General features: G+C 40.6%; 32 protein-coding genes. All 32 read right to left on the bottom strand.

From position 1 onward, the window contains the following. Positions 1-76: 76 nt before the first annotated feature. The gene (locus tag AKG39_RS06515) at positions 77-613 is read right to left on the bottom strand and encodes a hypothetical protein (protein WP_050739574.1); all 537 of its coding nucleotides are present in this window, start codon (positions 611-613) and stop codon (positions 77-79) included. Positions 614-886: 273 nt separating this feature from the next. Beyond that, positions 887-1,741: a Fic/DOC family protein gene (locus AKG39_RS06510; RefSeq protein ID WP_050739573.1), complete on the bottom strand. Its 855-nt coding sequence runs from the start codon at positions 1,739-1,741 to the stop codon at positions 887-889. A 275-nt stretch (positions 1,742-2,016) separates the two neighbouring features. After that, positions 2,017-2,532: a hypothetical protein gene (locus AKG39_RS06505; RefSeq protein WP_050739572.1), complete on the bottom strand. Its 516-nt coding sequence runs from the start codon at positions 2,530-2,532 to the stop codon at positions 2,017-2,019. A 57-nt stretch (positions 2,533-2,589) separates the two neighbouring features. Next, positions 2,590-3,150: a hypothetical protein gene (locus AKG39_RS06500; protein WP_050739571.1), complete on the bottom strand. Its 561-nt coding sequence runs from the start codon at positions 3,148-3,150 to the stop codon at positions 2,590-2,592. After that, a complete protein-coding gene (locus AKG39_RS06495; RefSeq protein WP_050739570.1) occupies positions 3,147-3,551 on the bottom strand; it encodes a DUF4320 family protein in 405 nt (134 codons plus the stop codon). The genes AKG39_RS06500 and AKG39_RS06495 overlap by 4 nt, the downstream gene beginning before the upstream one ends. 14 nt (positions 3,552-3,565) lie before the next feature. Then, complete coding sequence (locus AKG39_RS06490; protein ID WP_050739569.1) at positions 3,566-4,444, bottom strand: hypothetical protein; 879 nt, start codon at positions 4,442-4,444, stop codon at positions 3,566-3,568. Positions 4,445-4,452: 8 nt separating this feature from the next. Further along, positions 4,453-5,391, bottom strand: a complete 939-nt coding sequence (locus tag AKG39_RS06485) for a hypothetical protein (protein WP_050739568.1) — start codon at positions 5,389-5,391, stop codon at positions 4,453-4,455. Next, positions 5,388-6,722 (bottom strand): ATPase, T2SS/T4P/T4SS family, encoded by a 1,335-nt coding sequence (locus AKG39_RS06480; protein ID WP_050739567.1) that lies wholly within the window; start codon positions 6,720-6,722, stop codon positions 5,388-5,390. The genes AKG39_RS06485 and AKG39_RS06480 overlap by 4 nt, the downstream gene beginning before the upstream one ends. Then, positions 6,719-7,618, bottom strand: a complete 900-nt coding sequence (locus tag AKG39_RS06475; protein ID WP_050739566.1) for a P-loop NTPase family protein — start codon at positions 7,616-7,618, stop codon at positions 6,719-6,721. The genes AKG39_RS06480 and AKG39_RS06475 overlap by 4 nt, the downstream gene beginning before the upstream one ends. Positions 7,619-7,664: 46 nt before the next feature. Beyond that, positions 7,665-8,384 carry a Flp pilus assembly protein CpaB gene (gene cpaB / locus AKG39_RS06470; protein WP_050739565.1) on the bottom strand — a complete coding sequence of 240 codons (720 nt, stop codon included), beginning with the start codon at positions 8,382-8,384 and terminating at the stop codon, positions 7,665-7,667. Beyond that, positions 8,381-8,980: a prepilin peptidase gene (locus AKG39_RS06465; RefSeq protein ID WP_050739564.1), complete on the bottom strand. Its 600-nt coding sequence runs from the start codon at positions 8,978-8,980 to the stop codon at positions 8,381-8,383. The genes cpaB and AKG39_RS06465 overlap by 4 nt, the downstream gene beginning before the upstream one ends. Positions 8,981-8,984: 4 nt before the next feature. Beyond that, positions 8,985-9,305, bottom strand: a complete 321-nt coding sequence (locus AKG39_RS06460) for a hypothetical protein (protein WP_050739563.1) — start codon at positions 9,303-9,305, stop codon at positions 8,985-8,987. A gap of 36 nt (positions 9,306-9,341) precedes the next feature. Next, positions 9,342-9,572, bottom strand: a complete 231-nt coding sequence (locus tag AKG39_RS06455; RefSeq protein WP_050739562.1) for a hypothetical protein — start codon at positions 9,570-9,572, stop codon at positions 9,342-9,344. A gap of 17 nt (positions 9,573-9,589) precedes the next feature. Beyond that, positions 9,590-10,408, bottom strand: a complete 819-nt coding sequence (locus tag AKG39_RS06450) for a conjugal transfer protein TrbL family protein (RefSeq protein ID WP_050739561.1) — start codon at positions 10,406-10,408, stop codon at positions 9,590-9,592. A gap of 64 nt (positions 10,409-10,472) precedes the next feature. After that, a complete protein-coding gene (locus AKG39_RS06445) occupies positions 10,473-10,709 on the bottom strand; it encodes a hypothetical protein (protein ID WP_050739560.1) in 237 nt (78 codons plus the stop codon). Between the two features lie 116 nt (positions 10,710-10,825). Continuing rightward, positions 10,826-11,062 (bottom strand): hypothetical protein, encoded by a 237-nt coding sequence (locus tag AKG39_RS06440; protein ID WP_050739559.1) that lies wholly within the window; start codon positions 11,060-11,062, stop codon positions 10,826-10,828. A gap of 45 nt (positions 11,063-11,107) precedes the next feature. After that, complete coding sequence (locus AKG39_RS06435; RefSeq protein ID WP_050739558.1) at positions 11,108-11,353, bottom strand: pilin; 246 nt, start codon at positions 11,351-11,353, stop codon at positions 11,108-11,110. A gap of 45 nt (positions 11,354-11,398) precedes the next feature. Further along, a complete protein-coding gene (locus AKG39_RS06430) occupies positions 11,399-13,339 on the bottom strand; it encodes a VirD4-like conjugal transfer protein, CD1115 family (RefSeq protein WP_242852566.1) in 1,941 nt (646 codons plus the stop codon). A gap of 11 nt (positions 13,340-13,350) precedes the next feature. Continuing rightward, positions 13,351-14,040, bottom strand: coding sequence for a hypothetical protein (locus AKG39_RS06425; protein ID WP_050739557.1), 690 nt, complete (start codon positions 14,038-14,040; stop codon positions 13,351-13,353). A 157-nt stretch (positions 14,041-14,197) separates the two neighbouring features. Then, positions 14,198-15,208, bottom strand: coding sequence for a DUF3991 and TOPRIM domain-containing protein (locus AKG39_RS06420; protein ID WP_050739556.1), 1,011 nt, complete (start codon positions 15,206-15,208; stop codon positions 14,198-14,200). Positions 15,209-15,250: 42 nt separating this feature from the next. After that, on the bottom strand, positions 15,251-15,838 hold the full coding sequence (locus tag AKG39_RS06415; protein ID WP_050739555.1) for a DUF7768 domain-containing protein: 588 nt from the start codon (positions 15,836-15,838) through the stop codon (positions 15,251-15,253). 138 nt (positions 15,839-15,976) lie between these two features. Beyond that, complete coding sequence (locus tag AKG39_RS06410) at positions 15,977-16,396, bottom strand: single-stranded DNA-binding protein (RefSeq protein WP_050739554.1); 420 nt, start codon at positions 16,394-16,396, stop codon at positions 15,977-15,979. A gap of 77 nt (positions 16,397-16,473) precedes the next feature. After that, positions 16,474-17,016, bottom strand: coding sequence for a plasmid mobilization protein (locus AKG39_RS06405; protein ID WP_050739553.1), 543 nt, complete (start codon positions 17,014-17,016; stop codon positions 16,474-16,476). 24 nt (positions 17,017-17,040) lie between these two features. Beyond that, positions 17,041-17,388 carry a hypothetical protein gene (locus tag AKG39_RS06400; RefSeq protein WP_126981255.1) on the bottom strand — a complete coding sequence of 116 codons (348 nt, stop codon included), beginning with the start codon at positions 17,386-17,388 and terminating at the stop codon, positions 17,041-17,043. 130 nt (positions 17,389-17,518) lie between these two features. Further along, positions 17,519-17,644 (bottom strand): hypothetical protein, encoded by a 126-nt coding sequence (locus tag AKG39_RS20660; RefSeq protein ID WP_278277925.1) that lies wholly within the window; start codon positions 17,642-17,644, stop codon positions 17,519-17,521. Positions 17,645-17,657: 13 nt separating this feature from the next. Beyond that, complete coding sequence (locus AKG39_RS06395; RefSeq protein ID WP_050739551.1) at positions 17,658-18,458, bottom strand: hypothetical protein; 801 nt, start codon at positions 18,456-18,458, stop codon at positions 17,658-17,660. 308 nt (positions 18,459-18,766) lie between these two features. Beyond that, positions 18,767-19,783, bottom strand: coding sequence for a relaxase/mobilization nuclease domain-containing protein (locus AKG39_RS06390; RefSeq protein ID WP_050739550.1), 1,017 nt, complete (start codon positions 19,781-19,783; stop codon positions 18,767-18,769). Then, positions 19,784-20,659 carry a ParB/RepB/Spo0J family partition protein gene (locus AKG39_RS06385; protein ID WP_050739549.1) on the bottom strand — a complete coding sequence of 292 codons (876 nt, stop codon included), beginning with the start codon at positions 20,657-20,659 and terminating at the stop codon, positions 19,784-19,786. Positions 20,660-20,738: 79 nt separating this feature from the next. Continuing rightward, on the bottom strand, positions 20,739-21,605 hold the full coding sequence (locus AKG39_RS06380; RefSeq protein WP_050739548.1) for a radical SAM protein: 867 nt from the start codon (positions 21,603-21,605) through the stop codon (positions 20,739-20,741). A gap of 1 nt (position 21,606) precedes the next feature. After that, positions 21,607-21,975, bottom strand: a complete 369-nt coding sequence (locus AKG39_RS06375) for a hypothetical protein (protein ID WP_050739547.1) — start codon at positions 21,973-21,975, stop codon at positions 21,607-21,609. 145 nt (positions 21,976-22,120) lie between these two features. Beyond that, complete coding sequence (locus tag AKG39_RS06370; RefSeq protein ID WP_050739546.1) at positions 22,121-23,023, bottom strand: ParB/RepB/Spo0J family partition protein; 903 nt, start codon at positions 23,021-23,023, stop codon at positions 22,121-22,123. A 9-nt stretch (positions 23,024-23,032) separates the two neighbouring features. Further along, on the bottom strand, positions 23,033-23,782 hold a 750-nt coding region (locus AKG39_RS06365; protein ID WP_050739545.1), incomplete at its 5' end, for a ParA family protein.

Raw genomic sequence — 23,782 nt, 5'->3', positions numbered from 1 at the left:
GTTCTCCTCCTAAATTTTGGCAATAAAAAAGAACAATCCGAAAATTGTTCCTTTATTGAAGTATTAAATTGTTTTATTAATTGCTGATACCAGTTCCGCCATTTTCCCAACCGGTATTATCTCCTGCTGTCCCTTCAAAGTCCCCATTCCATCCACCGCCACTGCTTGCTGCAGGTTCAGGTTCCGTTGAAGCAACGGGTTCAGAATAGGTGGGTTCACTAACTGCAACGGTTTCTTCCTGGGGTGCTTCATAGCGTCCACCAGTTTCTTCACTGGTGTAGACTGGTTCAGATTCAAGCGCCGGGGTTTCAACTGTTGTTACGTTGCTTTCCACCACGGTACTGCTATCATCCGTTACTGCCTGTACTTCCACTACCTTCGTTTCCGCCGGCGCGCTTGTCACCGCTTTGGTTTGGGCGGTATTGATATCCTGAACCTTAACGGTCTTATCACTGGAGGTAGTATTTGGGTTGGCTGTATCTTTGGGTAAAAGTGTATAAATGCCAAGGCCGATCATACCGATCATCAAAAATCCGCCAACGCCGAGAATCATTCGCTGTTTCAAGTTGGTTTTGCTTAACCAAGTGACTAGGGCTGTTACATTACTTTTCATCATTTTACCTCTTTCTTTCAACTTCTAAAAATTATATCAGGATACATCATAATTAACTTCTTGTCAAGGTTTAATTTGAATATCTATAAATTTATTAGTATTGCTTACTAATGTCGTTCCCATCGTAAACTTCTATCTCATTGGTTGTTTTTTATTCCAATCACTTTTTTCAGCATTTCTTTGTGTCAACGCAATAAAAAAGAACAATCCGTAAATTGTCCCTGATCTGTTTTGCTAGTCTAACTGTGATTTGTGTTTCCTCGGGAAACAGACTTATTGTTCCGGCTCCCACTCCGTTTCACTTTCTGATTGCAGGTACAGTTCTTGATCCACCAAAGTAGCGTTGGTCTGTAGCATCAGGATTTCAAAGAACTTCATCAGATAGTCATCATTACGATTGATCTGTCGTCCTTGATTGGTATAATTTGCCCGTACCAAAGCGTTTCTGAAATAGGTCGCATTCTTTTCAAAGGGTTCGTTATTAATATTAAACCCCAGATAATTCAGATATTGCACCATGAACACCGCCACGGTTCGGGTGTTTCCTTCCCGAAAAGGATGGATCTGCCAAATGGAAGATGTGAACTGGGCGATATTTCGAATTTTCTCGTCAATCGCCAACCCGGTGTAGTTTTTCTTTTTTTCATTCTCAAAATCATAATGCAGCGTATCTTCAATCATAAAATAATTGGCATAGGCAACCGTATCCCCACTAAGAACCGGCTCTTTCTTGTAAATATTCTTCTGCCGATATTCTCCCACCCATTCTTCCGGCAAAACGTTTTTAAAGAGAACCCGATGGATACCTTTTAGGGATACTGGGCTTAGAACAAATCCGGAGTTATCAAGAAGACTAGCAATCCGAGTTGAAACAATATCGCATTCCCGCTCTTTAAGATTCTGGGCATCTTCGGGCAGAACCTGATAATGACTAACGAGCGCATTCTCGACCTCCTGGTATGTGAGGTTGCCGGCAAAGTGATCCGGGAGTAATGTTTGGGTTAGATACTCGGATGGCTCTAGATAATCAATCTTATTTAACCCAAAACCGATTTTCCAGTATTTTTCTTTTTGTTCGACATTTTTGGTTTCTTCGATTTCTTCATAAGTTGTTAAATAGTTTTTCACAATGCATTCCTTTCAATCGTTTCCTAATCAAATTTTACGTTGCTTAACATCGGGATTCATTAAACTGATATTTTTGGGTTTATCGTTATGATCGGTAATTATATTATTCTCGATTTGCCTTTCATTTCGCGGAGTTTATAAAAAACCCTAATGCCTAAAAAATGATCTGTAAAGAACTTTAATGAGCTCTTAGTCCAACTTCCGGTAAATAAATTACTTTCAATCTATTTGCCCCTTTTTGAGCTTTATTATAACACATTCAAGCATTTTTATAGTTACATCCTTTCTCTTAATTTCTTTTTAATCGCCATTTCTTTTTGATCCAGGGATTGAATAAAATAACTGATTAAAGAACGATAAATTAAATACTCATTTAAGTTGATGTAACGCCCCTCTGAAGTGATGCTGCTTAATCCGTCTATACAGTACCACAATCGGTAATAGGCATCCTTGTAATTCCTTTTTTCAATGCATTGCAGTGCTTTACAGGCCATCATTACCTGGTGTCCCATGAGTTCTTTTGACTGGTATTTTACAACGGCATTTTCGTCATAACTCATATCGATATACTCTTTTTGGTGTGCTTTTAAATAGTTTAAACTCCTGATCAGGATCGGCTTCATATCGATTTCGTCAAATTGAGCATGAAAATAGTCGGTTTGCCAATGATTATTAGGCTGAATCTCGTTTAAAATATCAATCAGTGGTTTTTCTTTTGCCAGTAAATAGGATCGCTCCGGTTCTGCCTTTATATCATATATCGGCCTTAAATTAGTTATGTTATTCCTCACATCCGTATCCCTCCCAACTTTTTTTATTTAATACCGCTTTTAATCACATGGTCTTTTCTAAAACTTCGGTGTATAGCCACACACCGTCTTTCGCTCCACCACAATGGGCGGTGCATCAAACATGGCCCCGAGAAATAACCAGGGAACCGTAATGGTATTGGTGGTTTCTACAGTCAATGCGTCCCCCTCGTCTGCTGCCAATGAGGTATTGATGATTTTAACCGTTGTTTCCTTTGGCTTCATGGAAAACAAAACGTTTCCGGCATCATCCTCCTTCACCCAGGTCGACCCTTTCACTTTAAAATCAATCATGTGGTTCATCTGATCAAGGATCTGTTCCTTATTCATAACCGCTTCCCAATCATCCGTTAATGCGTCTTTAGTATAGGTTCCTGCATACCCTTCCCGGACTCCCTGGTACACGTTATCCCAGTTTTCGGTTGCGACACCCTGGACTGACATCTCCACCGCCTGATCCAGCTGCGATACAATCGTGACAATTCTCAAGCGTTCATAAACGGCACACATCGTCATCACAACAATCAGAATTAACACCGCCACTACCGGAGCCGAAACCCCGGCATCCCTTGAAGTAAAAAATCGTGATAGTCGTTTCACTTATAATACACTCCACTTCTGCCACTGGTTGTAGCTACCAACTCAACGGTAAAACCGCCACCAACAAAACTGCTAAACAGTGTATAATCGGATTTCACGGTTACCTGGATACGATCATTGATCTGAACGTTTTTTGTTCCGCCGATATATTTGGTTCCGTCAAAGCTGATTGACTTTGGTTCAAGTCCCGCAACTTTTTGAATATCATCATACCGATTGGTAACATTTGTTCCTGTATTGCCAGCCAATTCCGCTTCCCGTAACATTTCTTTGGCAATATAATCAAGATTCTGGTACTGGGGGAATACGGAAAACAAACTAAAACCCAGGGACACCACCACAAATAAAAGGGTAATTCCCACTACAAATTCAATCACCGCTGAACCTTTGTCTACCTTCATGGTTTTGCTCCTTCCTAAAAAATATTTGGCAATGTATTCATAATATCGTAACCAATGGCATAAAAAATAATCATGAGAAACGTAATTAGTAGAAAGATTGTATATTTCTTCATCTTTGGCGGACGTTTCAGCATTTCCATTTTCAACCGGGTCTTTTCAAAGGCTCTTAACTGAATGCTGAGATTTTCAAAATATATCAACATATCATCGCCCCTTAAAATTGCAATCAAACCCTGGATTATATCGGACAAAAGGGAACTTCCCACTCTGGCATTCAATCGGGATATGGCGTTTTCATAATCGGATGTTTTCATATCTGCAATGGTGATTTCCAGTTCCTCACCCAGGATACTATCCGTATATTTCCGGTAATCAATGAGGATCCCCAATACATCCTGTCGCTGTTTGATTTCCTGGGTAATGGTTCCAACAAACCGGGGCAGTTCCTGTTCGATTTTTTCCCGACGCGCCCGCATCAGATGATCCGTTTTTTTAATTTCTTTCATGAAACTCTGGATGGCGTAATAAACAAGCACACCGGTGAAAAGCGGATGCACAACGATTAAAACAAGTCCCAGTCCTGCGTAAAAACTTGACCTTACAAACGCTTTGGCATATACCATTTCCGGGGTGTCGGTAATGCCAAGGGATTTAAGTGTGTTGGCCATTTTTTTTCGTTTATATGGATTAATCTTGATAAAATTCACACAGCGATAAGACAGATTAAAAATAATGGTATCCGAAAAGCGGACTTTTTCTTTCTTTTTCTTACTGATGGACATGAGGGTTCGAATCTCCCGATTCGATGGCAGATTAAAGGCTCCCCCAATCATCTGAAACAGGCCATAGCCAAAAACCATCGCAATTCCTAAATAGTAGGGCGTATTATTCATGTATCCTCCTATCGACTGTATTCAACGGGTTTCGTCAATTTAACCGCACCATTAATGGATATGAAGATCACAAAGGCAGCAATAGCCAGGACAATTTTTCCACCAAAGGATTGGGTGAGCGCGTTGAACCATTCTATGTTGATCAGATAAAACAAAACCGGTGCACCAAGCACCAGGCAAATCATGGTGAGCGCCGTTCTCACCGGTTCAAACATTTCGATTCCCATGTCGTCATTGTTCTGTTTGATATCCGTTAGCTTATAAACAATTCCCGATAACGTGTTAATGAGATTCGGATTATCCTGACAGGCAATAAGCGCCCGGCACCATTCTCTAAAAACCTGATTATCGATCGTCTCACTGAGTCGTAATATTGCCCCTGGGATATCGGCGGTGACATAGCTGACTTCGAAGACAAACGACTCAAACACAGTTGAAAGGGGTGGATTGATGTGATACAGATTTTCTTCCACTGCTTTCACAATGTTTTTGGATCTGCCATAGGATGAGTCAATAATAGATAGGGTTGTTTCCAGTTCATCGTTTAATTCTTTCTTATAATTGACTTCTGTCAATTTGATATACCAGAAGGGGAATAAACTAAGACCCACACCTAAAACGCCGGAGAGCGCAATGTTTTCCATCATTAACCCCATAACGATCCCCACAATAAAGAGAATAGTGGATACCATGACCAGGGTTGCAAACACGCTTTCCCGACCAGTGGCTTTTAAGATCAGCTGAGCTTCCCGGATGGTATTGATAATCCCCTGTAAGGGCGATTTCTTATCGTTTATTACCGTCTTTTTAATCACGGTTTTAATATCCTTTTTGTCATAGATCAGCAGATCCATGAGCTGGCTGGTCAGCTCAAAGGGCGATATGTTAAAAAGCAGAAATGTACCAACCAATAGGAACACAAAGACCGTCATGGTGATCATATTCACGAGGGTACACCTCCATCCTCCAGGGTCTGATCAATGAAACGATCAATGGTACTCGTTGGTACGCCGTTGGTAACCAGCCACTGTCTAAATCCCCTGGACATGTTATTTTTCTTGACAAAATGCCCTTTAATGATGGTTTTTGTATCAGAGATCTTTTCGGAATGGTCGATTTCATAGTCATACAAGGTTTGATAGGTGGCCTTCCCATATTCATCAAGAATGCATTCGGTTATTTCCATGACCTTTCTAGAATAATCATCAAGCCGTTTGGTAAAAACGGCAATGGGAAACGCTTCATTGACCAATCGGTACAACACCTTGTCATCCAGTGAGGATCCCAGCATACAAAGGGTCAGCATTCGTGTGTAGGCTGCCCGACAGGAGTTGGCATGGGTGGTTGTCATAACGGCATGGCCGGTTCTGGCTGCTTCCTGAGCGGCATAGGCTTCTTTCCCTTTCATTTCCTGGGGGACAATAATATCCGGATTGCTGGTGAGCGCCGTTTCCAGAAGATCGCTTTGGGTGATATCCCCATGTGTCTTCCAATGGATCACATTGTTGTCAATAACGCCATTTTCATCCCGGGTGATTAAATCCATTTCCCGGATTTTTTCTTCAATGGTAATAATCCGTTTATGCTTGGGTACTTCTCCAAGAATCCCACCCGTCACGGTTGTTTTTCCGGAGTTGGTTGAGCCGGCGACACAGATACTGACCCCGAAGGAAATACTCAGGTTGAGAAAATCAAACATTTCATCGGTCAGGGTTTCTTTATTAATGAAATCCTCCCGCTTTAATTTACTGGGATTGACAAACCGGATGGATGCCTGAACCCCCCGTTCCTCATCGATGATCGGAGAACAGGTGGCGGTGATCCGGATGTTATTTTCCAGGAATCCTTTGACAATCGGGTTGGCCGCTGACAGTGATTCTTCCGATTGCTGAAACAGTAACCGGATCATGATGTTTTTAGCCGATTCCGCTGACAGGAAAGTATCCGGTGCCCGAAGCACATCACCGTTTTTGTAGTGCAACACGACATTGTCAAATCCATTGATGTTGATTTCTTCCAGTTTCTTATCCGCATTTTTCAGATAAGGGGTTAAGATCCCATATTCTCCCATTTCACTGAAAATCCGATTCAGAAGCTCAATACTGGTAAACCCTTCCACCATTACCCGATGTTCCTGAATATACTTCTTGATGGTGGCTTTAATCAATTCTTCATTCTTTTTCGCTTCTCCCAATGCCTTGGAATTGATTTGATTGATATATTGCTGGACCCTGGCGATCACATCGATTAATTCCCGATTTCGCTTGTAGTTATTCATTCAGATCCTTCCTCCTTCACTTTTTTAAAGGGCAGTTTAAAGATCGGTGTTCTTCTTGTTTTTTCTTTCTTAAACTTCTCCACCCGTTGCTTTGGGATGCGTTCTTTCTTTGATCGCTTCTGTTTTCGGGTTGATCGGTTTTCATGAGGATACTCGGATGTTTCAGCCATCAGGGATTCCCGTAATCGGCTTAGTTCTCTGACAAACTCACGGTTACGTTTGGTCGTCTTGATAGATTCAATGGATCGTTCTTCCAGATAGGCGAGTTGAACATCCATGCAATAGGGAAAATAGTGTTGCACCCCTCCGTATTTTTCACCGATTAATCGCCATGTTTCAAAATCCCAGGGATTATTAGCCACCCGGATGGCCGAGTCCCGAAACCCGGGAAAATCCTGAAGCAAGGTGGTGGTGGCATTAAAAAAGGCAATGCTCTTTAAGTCACCGCCTCCAACCATCACACACCTGCCATACCGCAAAGCATACTGCGTAATCCAATCATTATGAAAATTTGACTGACCATCCACAACCGCATATTTAAACTTTTGTCCCAATGTTACAAACAGATCAATGACCTGAGATTCAACCACATCCGGATAGCTTAACTTGCAATCCTCATTCCGGTATCCTAAACAAGCCAGATATTTATTCTTGGGATGATTGACCAGTGTCCGTATTAATTCATCCTGGTCAAACCCGGCCATGGTGATGATCTTTCCCAGTGATCCCCCTTCCTTATTGCGTCCGGGAAACAAGTAAGACAAAGGACTGGCCTGATCTTCTGTAAAGATCAGAACCACATTTTCTTTGGTTTCCTCACTGATGGTCTTTGCCAACTCCATGGCCAGGGTTGTTTTACCGCCCCCGGGGGAACCCCATACTCCGATTACTTCCATAATGACGTCTCCTTTTTCTGATTATTTTGTTTCCTGAGGAAACAACTTAAAAACCGCCGGCTTTAAATACTTCCTCCTGTTTTTGCAAAAATTGATTTGCGGTGTCTTCATCCCCACGATAAACCAGCGCAAAAATAATATTGCCGCTTTTTTCAAGGCCGGTCAACAGTTGTGTCTGGGTTTTATTAACCAACAGGGTCACCGTCGCCGGCAGCTCTGTATCATCCGATACTTTCTCACCGCCCATATCCACCCCGGTTTGGGCGGTAACTGCCAATACCTTCACATATTGGAGTTCCGGATAGGCGGTACTGCGATTGTTGGCTGCTTCGGCATTGTTCAAAACCATTACCACATCCCCGGGCATCAGCTTTCCTGAAATCCCGTTGGCAAATTCTTTAATGGTGACGGATATAATCTGTTTTGATCCATCCAATGAACTCATGTAATTGCCACTGGTGATCATATCGCTTACCAATTTACTTTCCAGGACATAATCCCCAGGTTCCAGTTTGGCCATGGAGTATTTGCCATCCACCTGATCAAGTTTTTTGGTGACGTTCGCCGGCAAGTTGTACCCGCTGACCTCCACAACCTCCACATTTTTATTACTTATTTGATCACCCACTCGGATTGTATCCTTCACCCTGACGATTTCCGTTGTCTTACCTATTAATCCCGTACCCATTGGCACAATGACAAAGGCAAACAAAAGGCAAAAAACGACACAAAAAAAGCCGATGAGCATCTTTCCTCCATTTTTCAAAAAAACACCATCCTTTCACTAAACATTAATGCCAGTATAAAACCCGTACATAGAAACGGACCAAACGCAAAGGCTTCATCCCGTTTCAGCCGTTTACTGATTGACCAGACGATGGCAAAGATTAAACCTAAAATCAGTCCAAACAGTCCCACCGTCAGGCCCAGATAAAAGCCACACACCGTCATTAATCGAATATCACCTAAACCAATTGCATCTTTATAATGCATGGTTCGTTTTAAGACCCAATAGATGCTGTACATCGGCAAACCGATGACGAGCATCCCGGGAATTGCCTGGTCGACCAGCCACCCATAATTTGCGCCGATGCACCCGACAAGCAGAATCAGGGGATGGACAAACCGGGGAATGGTTTGGGTTTTAACATCAAAGTATCCGATGTAAAACATCAAACATATAAATAATCCGGTTCGCAACAGTGTCACCGGATTATCCAGAACCAGTAAAGTAAATAGAAAAGGCGTTGCCCAAAAAAATGCATTGGGAAAAGACGCCTTTTTACACTGAATTTTTAATACCATACCCATCAAAAACCAAAATCCGAGCACACACATAAAGCTGATCGCTGCTATAAACATCAATCTACTCCCACTCGTTTAAGCGGATGTAGGCATAGTGCTTTTGTCCCTGATAGTACCTTAAGATGTGCTGGACCAAATCAAGAAACGACTGATTATCGTTCTCGCTTTTTTTGAGCATCAGATAGGCCGATAGCATCACCCCTAAGAATCCGAAAAACGTGCCGATGGGGTCTTTTGTAATACTGTAGTAAAGGGCACATCCAATGAGCGTGACGCACAACACCACACCCAGGAGAAAGACTTCGCGTACTTCCATCCCTTCCATAAACACCCGACTGGATTTAATTCCTTTGGGAATATAAAGCTCATCATGGTTCTCCATTATTACCTCCTTTTCCTGTTTCCCGGGGAAACAGATTTATCGTATGATGTATGAAAGGATCACCTCCCGAAACGGGATGATCGTATTGGCCATAATACAGAAGATCAGTATGTTTCGGATGCGTCTCATATAAACACCCCGTTCATCGGGTGAGTGAATCATATGCGTGATGCAAAAGACCACCCGAAAGATCACCCCGGCATTGATTCCCATTAACAGCATTGTGTAGAGACTGTTCAAATCTTTAAAATAATCAATTGTCTCCATGTTATTCCTTTCGTCTTTTATTTAACGGCTCTCACCGCCACTTCTGTCACCCGGGCAATGGTCAGTGCTTTCCCGGATAAATTCGCATTCCCGGAATGCACCATAAACTGCTGTAATAAGGCCGGGGTCGCAATTCCGGCAGTCAAGGTCCCAAAACCAATAATAAAATCACCGGTAGCCATTAAAATATAGGACAGTGACAACAAAGATAGTTGGACAACGGTTGTCACCCCGGCTTTAAAAAAGGTCATCATAAACGGTGCAAACACGCCGTTATCACTTTCAATGAGTCCCACACAGGCCAGCGGAAAGCCGATCTGCATCATCCACATTTGGATCCCCCGTCCCACCATCTGAAAATAAAGCACCAGCACCCCGATGTAAAAAATGCCGAGTGCAAAAGGTCCAATATTCGCTTCCGTCAGAGTTTTGCTAAAGTTATCATCGAATAAAAATTTGGTATTCATGCTGTTGAGAATCTCATAGAGCACCCCGGTACAAACCCGGGCAAAGATATCATAAAGCACCGGAAAGGCGACGATTAACACAACTGCTTTCACCGTTCGTTGCAGCATCGCCCAGGGGTCTGAATCCGGATCGCCACCGGTCCAGGTGATGTAGGTTTCAAACCCATTTTTGGTAAACTTGATGGCCAGCAGCAACAAAGCCAATTGATAGAAAATATGGGTCAGTGACGCGGTAAAATCCAAACCCGAAGCATCACCAATCCACTGTTCGATATAAAAAACATGTTCTGCCAGGGTTTTGATACTCCCGGTTACAATGCCGCTATTGTTGACGGCATCAAATATAAAGTTCTTGAAAATTGAATACATCCCGCTCCTCCTTTAATCCCGGTCGAAACGAACGGATCGCTTCCGTTCGTTCCGGCATTTTCTTTTAGGATGTGGGTACATTGGAAAATAGATTTGTAATATTGGTTTTAAGCGCTGGTAAAACGTCGGTTATGATGATCCCCCGGTAACCAAAGAGTATGACGCCAACGACCACCAAACCGACAATAATCAGTCCCGCATATTCAGTGACTGAGCCTTTATCCGTCTTTACCTTGGCTAAACGCGCATGAATCAATACGACCGTGTTTGATACTTTTCCTTTTAACATTTTAAGTGCCATGTTTTTCTCCTTTAATTAATAAAATAGACCTTTGCTTTTTCCTTTTTACTTTGAAAGCAACTAAAATCCCGACAACCAACGCCCTCACCGTTCCCGTTTATGACATCATTGCTCTTTTAGGCTGTAGGTACTTTGGTAAATAGATTTAAAATATTGGTTTTAAGCGCTGGTAAAACATCGGTGGTGATGATATTCCGGTAGCCAAAGAGTACGACGCCAACGACCACCAGACCCACAATAATCAGTCCCGCATATTCGGTGACTGAGCCTTTATCCGTCTTTACCTGGGTTAAACGCGCATGAATCAATACAACCGTGTCCGATACTTTTTCTTTTAACATTTTAAGTGCCATGTTTCTCTCCTTTAATTTATAAAATAGGCTTTTCTTTTTGCTTCTTTAACTTGGAAAATAACCCAACAAAAGGTTTATAAAACCATTGGCGGTCATCCCGACAATCAACGCAATCACTGTGTATTTAATGTTTTTCTTAAAATTCGCTTTTTCATGATCATCGGCATGAAAATACTGTACAATATTCCAAATAACAACCAATATCGCCATTAACGGTAAAATGATATACAGTGCCGTTGAAGCATCCGACATCAATCTAACTAATCCTGTTACCCAAACAAATCCAGTCAATCCCTTCACCTCCTTTCATCATGAACCATTCATTTATCTGAAGCTCTATTGATATTTTTTCCAGATCCCCCACAAGATAATGCCTTCTTCCTGGTGCGTCTTTCTGGCATCGCTGCGAATCATCCGCAACTTATTATTATGCTCTTTGCTTCCCAACCCATAGAAATCATTGAATAACCACTTGGAAAGATCCGGTGAAGTCATAATTACCGGATCGTTGCGGCTGGTTACCAGATTGTAGGGCCGCCTGATGCGACTGACTTCATTCGGGGTTAGCAGCTCACGTCCGACCAGATTCACGGACTGACTGGCATTTGATGTATAGTGCTGCTGAGATGATGACAGGGAATAGGATGTGGTGGTATATTTCCCCAGTCGTTCAGAAACCTCTTTTTGGGTTTCCAGATCCTCCGCCTGAAGATAAATCCAGGTTTCACAGTTACTGCGAATGATCCGGGCAATCTCCCGTCCGTATTTTTCTTCCAACTGCGCCAATGACTGTAAAAATAGATTAAAGCGAATCCCACGACCGCCACCAACTGAAAGTTGGCCTGCAAATTCCGGGATCTTGGTGAAGTTACCAAACTCATCCAGGACGTAATTCACCCGGATCGGCAACCGCCCGCCCAGCTTGTCCGCAAAATCAGACAACCCACTGTAAACTTGGGTACAGAACAGCGAAGCTAACGAGTAATAGGTAGTTTTGCCATCCGGCAGAATCATAAACACTGTGGTAGGTTTAGTGCCAATATCCCGGGCCCGAAAGTCTGTTGTTTTTGTCATTTCATAAATCAGTGGATTGGTAAAAAGCCTTAGCGTTGTCAGTGCACTGGTGTAAAAGCTTCCCCGGGTCTTGGATGGAGCAATATCCGATATGGCCACCAGTCCGACCGCGGGATGGGTTGGATTTTTTACCTTTAACTGTTTCATATAGCGAGCCAGTGCCATTTCTTCACCCTGCTTCGGTGCCTTACACATTTCCGCAATAAAATAGAAGACGTTGGTTAGATTCTGATACGCCGGATTATCCATATTTTCAAACACCACAATCATAATGCAGCTGGCGATAATACTGGCTTCCCCGTTACTCCATAACTTCTCACCCTTGGCTTCCCCCACCAGCGCTCCGGTAATATCCCAGACATAGTCAATGGCCTGGGATAGATTCCCTTCTGCCACTGCATCGATGATGGATTGCAGGAAGTTATAGTGATTGCTTTTCAGGGGATCTTTAAAATCCAGGGTAAAAACATCAATGCCGCATTTTCTTAAAAAATGCGCTGTGTAATCATGGTTCTCTCCTTTCGGGTCACAGACAATGGAGGATTCTTTCGCCATTGCCAATACGCCAATGGTTTGGAGTACCAGGGTTCTGCCTTTGCCACATCGTGTGGCGCCAATGATTAACCCGTGAACGTCCTCCCCGATGAAATAAATTTTTTCATTTCCCATCAATTGCTTGTCTTTTCCTAACACCAAACCGCCCATTTTAAATGGTTTTTTATTCTCCATGACCGTTTCATCAACCCAATAATGCCCTTTTTTTATCTGCTTTCTTTCTGCTCTCCCACTCTTTAATAAGAATTGAATAAAGGGGTTGTGTTTGTGAATGACCACGTAATCAAATGCCTGGTCCTTCTTTTTCTTGTCCAGCCAGCGTGCTGAGCCATGCTGATTCTGTCCGGCTGGCTTGGGTGTTTCAATGTCTGGGGTAATGCAATTGAGTTCGCTCTTGTAGCTTTTATTCTGTCCAATTAAAAAAACCAATGCCATGGAAAAGGCAAAGGCCAAACTGAGTAAGTACATTTTTTTTGTTCGTTCATTATTCAGGACAACATCCAAGACGGTTTGTAACGGCACATTGTAGGACAAAAGCCCCTGTCCGGTCATTAAACCATCAATTTCTCGAATTAAAAACAAAAACCCAATGCCTAGAATCACAAATATGGCCACTGCCATCCCCGCGCGAATTATTTTCAGCGTCAACTCATCCCTCCTTATTTCACGATCCGGGTATAAAAGAAGGTCCCGGTTTCATTCTCCATGCACAAACGATCCGCCATGACCAGTTCGGTCTTGAACAGTCTTATGTTACTCCCATTGTTTAAGGTGAGCACACCATTCTCAAAGGTGTAGGTTCCCTGATCTTCGGCACTTGCCGTTTGATCCTGGGATCCATGATCTTCTGTGATGCGATAAGTTCCATCCTGGGAAAGCGCTAACTGCAAACCCCCTTTTTCATATTTCCAGGAGCCGATGAGATTCTCTGTTGTGGTTTCGATTGGTTCCCCGCCTATTTTTGTGTAGGTCAGGTTTCCTCCTTCGGATTTAATTTTCATGGTTTCATCATTTCTGAGTTCGTAGGGCATTACTATTTTTCCCCCACTGCCGATCGTGCTGTTAGTGTCCCAATCCTCCTTTTTCCCTTCAGCTGATACGGTGTATTCCAAATGCAAGGTTATTTCTTTCTTGTCATAATCATAGGTTCCACCAGTGTTGGCGTTGCCTTTTCCATAACCCATGGTAAATGTTCCATCATCGCTTAAAGCAATATAAGTATTACTGTCTTTGTGATACCAGTCACCGGATACTGCGGGTGTTTTAAACAGATCTGTTGCAAAACAGCCACTGGTAATCACCACCATCAACCCAAACATCATTATTAATGTTAACTTTTTTATTTTCAATCACTCCTCCTTCACTTTATTTTTCAATCCCCCTTTAACTGGTATCGAAATATATCATCTTTCTCCGTCCTTTCTTCATCCGTTTGTTTCCCGAGGAAACACGATTTTCAACCTTTTAGTCGAATTCTTTCCTGTTTCCCGGGGAAACAGAATTCCTTCAAGCTTCCTGTTCCCACTCGTCTTCCGGATCGTCCTCCCGAACAACTGCCTTTTCACGCTCCTGGTGAATGTTTTTGAGCACTTCATTCCAGTCTTTATGGGGTTCGGTTGGCAGTTTCAGATCAAAATTGTATTTCCCGGGGTGTAATTCTTCAACTGCGTTAATCAATGATAGGGTATTATCTTGTCCCGGTTCATCATTATCCAAACACATCACAATATTCTCAATATCAGGGTGTGTCTTCAGATAATGCACCAATCCAATGTGGGCTACCCCGTTTAATGCGATGTAGTGATCCTTATTCTGATTAATATCGCCAATTTTTCGTTTGATGGTTTGATAGGACAACATGTCAATGGGTGCTTCGAACACCAGAACCCGATTCCCTTTTCCCTGGTGCGTAAAAGGATAACTCTTATCTGAATTTTTTACGATCCCCTTAAACGCATCCTTGTCAGGTACGTCATATGTTCCCCTTAATGAAATACTTTTAATTAAACCCTTTTCATCAAAGCCGCAAAAGGCACAGTTATGATTTTTATCTTCATAGATTTTGTGATGCTTGATATAGTAATTCACCACTTCCGGATCAATGCAGCGAGTCTTGATCAGGTATGCAAAAATCCGTCGATAATTCATCGCCTTTTCTGGCGGTTCAAATTTTCCGTTATTGGTTTTGGCATAATCTTTTGCTTTTTTGATATAGTCCTTTGCGACTTCGCTGGGTTCCGGATGATGATTGATAAAGGCTGCCAATTCATGAATGACGTCGCCCTTGCTTTTCTCTTTCATATACATCACAAACTGGATAATCCCACCACCGGCGGCTTTGGAATCATCAGACAAACACTTCCACCGGTTTAAATCCGGATCAATAAAAAGTCCACCTTCATTTTTTATTTTGACTTGATTCCCGATTTTAAGCAATTCATATCCATTACTTAACGCATAGTCAATGATACTGATCTGCGTTATTTTTTCAAACACATCATCTGGCAAACGTCCCATTATCGGCTCCTTTCGGTAGACCTGTTTCCCGAGGAAACAGGTTTAAGCTTCCTGTTCCCATTCATCCTCACAGTCTGCTTCCGGTTCATAGCGTTTCATCTCTGAAATATCAATAATATTCGGGTCATTATCCGGCCCATTTTTTAACTGGTGTATCCGATCCATCATACAACTTGCTGCTATACTGGAGTTGGCATAGCTTGAAACATCCAGTCCCTCATCCAACCCAAAGCACAACATTTCCCACTGTTCATCAGAAAATGCTTCTTTAAAAACACCCTGATAGGCCATCAGATCTTTGTAGGTTTCCCGATCCATGTCCTTGGCAATGACGGGTTTGTTCAGGGTTTTCGCCATGATAATTTCATTAACCATTCCCTGGGACAAGATGTTCCCATGAACCCATACTTCTTTGCACTGCTTTAGCAGTTCAATTCCCATTAACAGTCCCTTTTCCCGATCACTCGGGATGGTATCATCCAGGTATTGGGTGAAAATGGTGTGGGGAGCCAGTGGTAAAACGCCCTGTTCACTCGCTTGTCTGCACCACTCAACCGCCTGTTTTAAATTTTCTGCCATGTTTCTTTCTTCGTTTGCCTTTAGTGGCGAACACACATAAACCAACTTCATGCCGATTATCCTCCTTTAATTTTGTTTCCCGAGGAAACAGCTTTGAGTATTTGCATAAAAAAAACAGATCATTATCTGTAATGTCTGTTTAGGTAAGTTTCTGTATTGATCAGCATTATGTCTAAAGTCATTCTCATTTTAATAAGGGATCTCATCGTCATCAGCCATTAAATGAAAGTCTTCATCGATTCCCATGGGTTCAGGCGGTGGATCGCCGTGGTTATTTCCGTTATTATTATTTGGTTTGGAAGACAGGAACTTAATCTCGTCCGCAACCACTTCTGTTACATACCGGCGTTGACCATCCTGGCCATCATAGCTGCGCACCTGTAATCTTCCGGATGCACCAATTTGACTACCCTTGCCTAAATATTGTCCTGCAAACTCGGCCTGCTTCCCCCATACCACGATGGGTACGAAATCGGCTTCTTTCTGTCCATCTTTATTTTTAAAGCGACGATCCACCGCAAGGGTGAAGGTCGCCACCGCCTTACCGGTTGTCGTGTTCTTGACCTCCGGCGCTCTGGTTAGCCTTCCGACTAAAATAACTTTGTTCATCATCTTCTCCTTGAATTTATTTTAAATCTGTTTCCTGAGGAAACACGAATTAACCCATTCAATAAAAAAAACTCATATCATTTGCTGATCATTCGATTCAGCTTGATAAAAATCTCATTCATTGTCTTTTGTATTGATTTTAAGTCCGGTGCAGTGATCTTTCCCATGTGACATAAGGCGGTCAGTTGATTCAGGTTCGTCCCGATTTTTTTAAGATCGCTTAAAAATTCTCTAAGTCCATCCAAAACAACAAGCTGTCCACCGTGATAGGTTTCTCTCACATACTGGCCGACGGTCATATTGGCCAGCTTTGCATTTGCTTCTATTTTTAAATACATATCCTCTGTACAGCGAAATGATATAGTACAGGGATAGGTTCGCGTTTTTTCTTTGGCAGCATCCACCGTATTTTCGATAATGTCTTCCAGGTCTTCCAGATCAAGGTGAAAAATCAGACAAAGCTGCTGTTTCATTTCATCACTGGGTAGCGTCAATCCATTTTCGTAATGATAGATTTTCTTTCTCGCCACGCCGATCATCGTTGACAGGGCTTCCTGGGACAACCTTTTTTCCAGGCGCAAGCTGCTTAATGTTTTCTTTTTTATAGGAATCACCTCCATCCTGTTTCCCGAGGAAACAAAATTTTATAGGGAACAGGCGACTGAATCAATGTAGATCCGAATCTCCTGACCGTCTTTTAAACAGTCAAATTGATTAAACCCAACATAGATATCACTTAATCCGTTGTTGATCAGATCTGCTACTTTATTTACTTCTGTCCATTTTGATAAATCTTCAGCACTTTTAAAGAACAGTTCCTTTTCGCTTTTTTCGATACCGATCAAATAAACACCATTCTTTTCAATATCCACTTCGAAACAGTTTTGGCTTTTATGTCCATCTAAACTGCCAAGATATTCCATGTTGAAAATTTCTTTGCCACTAGACCAATCTGCAAATTCTAACGTATTTTTAAAAACCAGTTCATTCATTTGTTTGTCCTCCATCATTATTTTCATATAAACTTGTTTCCCGAGGAAACAGTCATTTTCTTTTTCGGGGGTTTGGGGGTATCCCCCATTCTTCATTTTCTCTGGCAAGAGAAAACAAGATCTGAATGTTTCAGATGGGCCGTTCGCCCATCTGTAAACATTCGGGAATCTTGCCCTTCGTCTCAACTCCGGTCTTTTGGGCGTTACAAATGGGCATTTGTAACGCCCCGGTCATTGAAAAAGAAAATACGCGCACGATCGGCCTCCCTCTAGGCATATTTTTTCAGCTTTTCGTGTTTTTTTAATATTTCTTCAATTCTTATTGTGGTTAAATTTGTGATGCTTGCGATCTGCCGGGGACTCTTTCCCTCACTTTTTAAATTTAAAACCTTATTTTCTATGGCTTCTTCACTCTCATTGGCAATTTTAGAAATATTTTCATTATTTATTTCTTCAATTTGAAGTTCAATCATGGGTTTTTGCTCAAACAACTGATTAATTCCAGAAAATAAATTGGTTTTCAGGTTTTCAATATAGGCATTGTTGTCTTTTAATTTATTTTCAAATTGTTTTATGAGAAAATCTTTCTTGTTATTTTCATTTTTTAATTTTTCCAGTAATTCCACTTTTCCGGTTAAGCCCATACTCACGATAATTTCCTTCATTTCGCTGTTATGAAATTTAATCCGGTTATTTTCAGCTTCTTTTTCTTCTATATCTGTTTGCAGCTGAGTGATTATTTTCTCCAGCGTTGTAATATCTTTTTGCTTGGCCTGAATCATATTATTTTCTTTTGGTATCTCACTGTTCTTTTGAATTTTTAATTCTTCCTTTTCTTTTACAGCAGCTACTGGTGTGTCATACTCTGCCATTTCTGCCTGATCAATCTTTTCCTGGTATAAATGACGATCGTCTGATTGCTGATCATCCTCAACTTCGCAAACAATGGCTTCTTCGATCTCTTCATCGGTCGATTCCATGACTGTATCCGCAACTTTTTGGCCCCATGTTTTTTTAGGTTTCTTATTAAACAGCATTTGATCAAATGATCTGCCCTTACTGCTTTTCATAATTTTTACTCTCCTTGTGAATTAATTTTAACTTCTTTTCTGTGTGCTTTTACCTTGTCCCATTTTTCATGTTCCGTTTACGCACCGGGTGCGTTTTTTGATCCAGCGCAGCTGTCTCGTTCTACTACTGCACCGGGTGCACTTTTTGATCCAGTGCATCTGTTTCGTTTTGCTACTGCACCCGGTGCACTTTTTGATCCAGTGCATCTGTCTCATTTTGCTACTGCACCGGGTGCACTTTTTTGCGATTTATTTATATTCAATTATATTTCTTTTGAAGACACTCCTTGTTTCCTCGGGAAACATCATTACATTTCCTGTTCCCAATCGTAACTACTATTTTCTTTCTGCTTCATCTTCTCTCTCAGTGCTTCCCCCTCCAGTTTCTTTTTCATGTGCGTTAAGGGATAGTAGTTACTTCCATTACTCTTACCGGTTTTCAAAGCCGTGAGCACGGTACTTGCATTTTTCACAAAATCATCCATTTCTTTCTGGTGTATTCTCCTGGTGCGCTCACTTCTTCGTTCGCAATTATTCTCAAACTGCTTTAGTAAATTTTCTTTAGTAAATCGTTCTGGCGGATAAAGTTTATTGTTTCTGCACTTCTTTCCTTCGGGAGTTGTAAAGGTGATGTGCTTATGTTGATCCCATTGTGTCTCATAACCAAGCTTTCCCATGTTTGATATAAATTCTTCCTGACTGAAAGAATGTTTAGTGCACTCTTTGACTGCCAGAAATAATTCAAACTTCCAGCTTTGTCCTTGCTTTTGCTTTTCATATTCTCCCTGTTTGACGGTATGCAGCTTATCATCACTCTGCTCGTGAAGGACTTCCTTCCCGGCGCTGTTCTTCTTATCCCACCAGATCGCAATATTTTCCTCACGGCACAGTTCCAAAGATTTTATTTTAATATCTTCCAGATCCGCTTTGCTGATATGCCACTTTGCCCCGGTTTCGGCATTCACTGAATTGATACAGAAATGATTATGAACATGATCACAATCTGTATGGGTACCGATCACAACCTGGAAACCCTTAAAAATGTCGGTTTCTTCGATAAGTCGGCGCCCAATATCATGAAGTAGCTGAGGATCACAGCTTATCCCTGGGGGAAAGCTCTGCTCGGCATGGATATAAAGGCGTCCGTTTTCTTTATGATACATGTTCTTAGTGAGTAAAAATTCTTCGTATGCACTATCGGATGAACAGTTGATTGTAGAAACAAGATGATTCTCGTCTTCCATTTTCTTAACATAATCAATGCAGTTTTTCATACCTGACCTGGTTTGACTATTTTTAAATTTAATGATCTTAAAAACTGCCATTTAACTGTCTTTGGAAAAATAGTGTTCAAGAGCCATTGCAATGGTTAATTGTATATCATCTTCATCTTCATCGCCATCTTTCTCAAAATATTTTTCGATGATTTCACTTGATATTTTATACGTTTTTTCTGTCTTCTTTTTTACTTTCGAAGAAAATATTTCATTCAGAACATCCTTCGTAATTTGAGCGCTCTCTGCTTTTTTTCTAATTATATTTGCCTTTTGTTGAGATATTTTATTTCCTTCCAGCATAAACGACCTTACCACATCCTGATCATTATCCGCAATATAGGATAATTCAACAGCTGCTTTAAGACTAAGTTTTCCAGCATCGCAAAGGCTCTTGAGTCCTGCTGTCAGATTCTCATGTATCTGAACATAATAAAAAATCTGTCGAGTTCCAATACTAAATGGATTCTCTTTTTCCAATTCACTGAATTTAGCTTGATCTATTTCTGACAATTGGGCTTTTCTTTTTTCTTGCGTTTTCATAAGTTCATGCCGTCGGGCCACAATTCTCGCTTTTTCTGAAATTTTAAAATCACTCAGATTTCGCTGTTTGATGTTCGTTTCAATGAGCATTAGTTCAGCATCACTATCATCTTTTAAATCATGATAAACAATTGTATGGATATCTGTTTTCCCCAATCTTTTACAAGCATCTACTCGATTATGACCGGCTATGATTTCAAACATTCCTTCAAACTCATTATGCGGACGCACTAAGATGGGTTCTCTCACGCCATAATCTTCAATGGACTCCATCATACTTTTCATTTTACTTTCATCGTATTTTGCAAAAATATGATCTTTAAAATCAATAAGTCGGTTAATTTCTATTCTTGCGTAAACTGACGCCTCAGTATAATCCGCCATTTTTTATTTCCTTTCTTTTTTAAATTAAAAAGAACCCTTCCTGGGTTCAATGAATCCTGTTTCCCGAGGAAACAGAATATTATGTTGAATAGTCTTTGAATTGTGTACCTCTTTTCATGTGAGCATTGATGGAAGCAGGTCGCTGCCATTGCCTGGCAAACGCATTCCATACTTTTGTATACTCTGTTTTACATGATGTGAAGTCTCTTAGTAACTGGGCAAATGGCATGGCTCCGGTTTGATAGACTTCCTGTAGTCTGTTTTCATTGGCTTCCATATCATCACCGATCAGAACATAGCACTTGATCTTTTCTCGGTTAAAACCTCCTTTAACTAACATTTGACATGCCTTTTTGAACGCCGGCAACGATTGATCCGTGTCACAGGCCAACCATAATTCATCAATCTTCAGACTTCTGATATTTTCAATAAAGTGATCGTCAATCAGGTTCGGTTGCAGCCCGCCTTTGAATTGAATTCGACGTTGTGCCCGCAGCATTTCAAAAACTTTATCTTTGTGTTTCCTGTTTGTCTGTAAAAAATTATTGTCCTGGATAATGTTTCCAGGACAAATAGGTAATTCTTTTAGTCGGCCTTCAATTTTTGGAACGATGCACCAGGGGCATTGATTATTACACCCCCTGCTGGTAAAAACAATATTCGGCTTGAGATACAAACCGGGTGTAAATTCTTTCGCTACACTTACAAAGGCCGGACCCCCAACTTTTACTGGCTGATCCGTGAAAGCCTGATATTGTTCCTGAAGTTTAATGCAATAATCTTTATCCCAGGTAAAGGAACAGGATATGTGTATTTCATCAAACTTTGGAAACAGTGAAAACATCGGTGCCTGGATAATCCCCTCCGGATAATAGGCTAGCCGATCTTCCGGAGTATAACTGGTTTTTTTTGGAAAAATTCTGAGTATCGACTTGTTCGAATTCATCCTAATTAATCTGCTTCACTATTTTGACATTTAGGGTATTTCTTTCTTCTTCAGTCATGCTTTCTCGATTAAAGAACAGTTCTTTTTCAAACAGATCAATTGGCTGTGTAACCGGTTCTCCATTCTTATCAATTGTAAAATATATCCCGAAGCAACCTAATTCAAGTTCTTCCAGACATTCCCCTCCACACTCTGATATTTCATCCAGAGCTTTGGCTTGACCACAATAGGGACAGATTAACTGTTCTGACGTTTCTTTATGATTCCGTCCCACAATAAACTCTTTTTCACAACCATAGCACTTATACTTTAATAAATCGTCTTGAAAGTATCTTGTTCCTGATTCTTTTTCCCAAATTAATTTTGCCATTTTTTTGTTGTATGATATCTATTCGATATCATACCCCTCCTTTATATTTTCTTCGTTTTAACTTCTTCCACTGAGTGGAAGAAGTTAAAACGAGACTTAAGTATTCAACTATCACCTGAGCTTCTAATTAATTATTGTTAGAATATTAACCTCTGTTTTCAAAATAAACAGATAAGGCCAGCTCTAAAATATTTCTGATTTCATATTCTTCCGTATTATCAAAATATTTATCCAAAAGATCATTTGGAATCATAAACTCTTTCTTTTTATCTTTTTCTTTAGGCAATATTAGTTTTTTCAGAGATTCCTTTGTTAACCCTCTTTCCATAGCCATTTTTTTAATTGCTTTGGCTTTTGCATCTGAAATTCTATTACCATCAAAAATAAAATTTCTAACTAGTTCTTGATCTTCTTGCTCCAAATAGCTTAATTCAACTGCTGATTTAATGGGTAATTTCCCAACATCCATCAAATCCTTTAAACCATCTGATAAACAATCGTTAATCTTAACATAATTCCATATTTGAGATTTCCCTAGATGAAATGGCTTTTCTTCACCTTTGTCACCTGGATTGACATCAATGTTTTCAATTTCTTTCAATAGATCCGTTCTTAATCCTTGTTTTTTCATTAGAGCATGCCACTCAGCAATAATTCTCGCACGATGAGATAGCTTAAAATCTTCCATATTTCGCTGAAAGAGATTTGTTTCAATAACAATTAGCTTGGCTTCATTATCTGAAACATTATCCATAATTCGCGCATGTATTGCACCAATGCCCAATCGATTGCAAGCAGTTACTCGATTATGACCGGCAAGTATTTCAAACATACCGTTTTTAATTGGATGATCCCTGATGATAATTGGTGTCAAAAGACCTCTAATTTCAATGCTTTTCATCAATTCTAGCATATCCACTTCCGGATAAGGTGCAAAAATATGATCACCAAATCCAATCAGGCGATCTGTTTCAATCATGATTAATCCATTGTCAATCTCATCGTCAATGATGTTAAATAAACCTTCTCTTCTTATTTGAGTATCCACTTATTCCACCTATTTATTGATTATTTCACAAGCAACATTATGATATGCATCAACAGCTTTTATTAAACTTTCTCTATCTTTTTTAGTCGTGAATTTATCGTGCAGTTCTCTGACACTCAAGGATAATTTTCCTGCATCCGCAACCTTCGATAACGAAGGTATCTTAGATTCAAAAATATTGATTCGTTCCCCAAAAACCTCCATGATAATATTTTCCATTTCTTGGGTTGATTTTAATTTTGGCGTATACTTAGTAATTAATATTCCACCAATCACTAATTTTCGATTGATATTCTTCTTTTTGACAGTTTTAATCGTGTTATATATTGCTTCAATTCCTTTAATTCCCCAAAGTTCAGGAGCACAAGGGATGATAACCGTATCTGCTACTGCCAACGCATTAATTGGCAATATTCCCAGTGTAGGCATACAGTCAATTAAAATATAATCATAATAAGCTTTAAATTCATCCAATATTCCTTTCAAGACAAACTCTCTCATGGTTGCATTGATTAAATGCCTGTCGACGTCTGATAAATCGATATTGGAAGGAAGAAGATCAATCATTTCCTTATGAATAATTACATCTTCTGAATTGGGAAGATTTTCATCAAATATAGAATTTGTCATCAATGTAGAGATTGTCATATTTAATTCATCATGTCTGAGAATACCTGCCTGCATCGTCAAATTTCCTTGGGAATCCAAGTCAACTAATAATACTTTTTTTCCTAAAACACCAAGTTCCCAACCTAAATT

The organism is Acetobacterium bakii (genome assembly GCF_001263355.1).
Lineage (GTDB): Bacteria > Bacillota > Clostridia > Eubacteriales > Eubacteriaceae > Acetobacterium > Acetobacterium bakii.
This window is presented reverse-complemented; position numbering and strand designations above follow the sequence as displayed.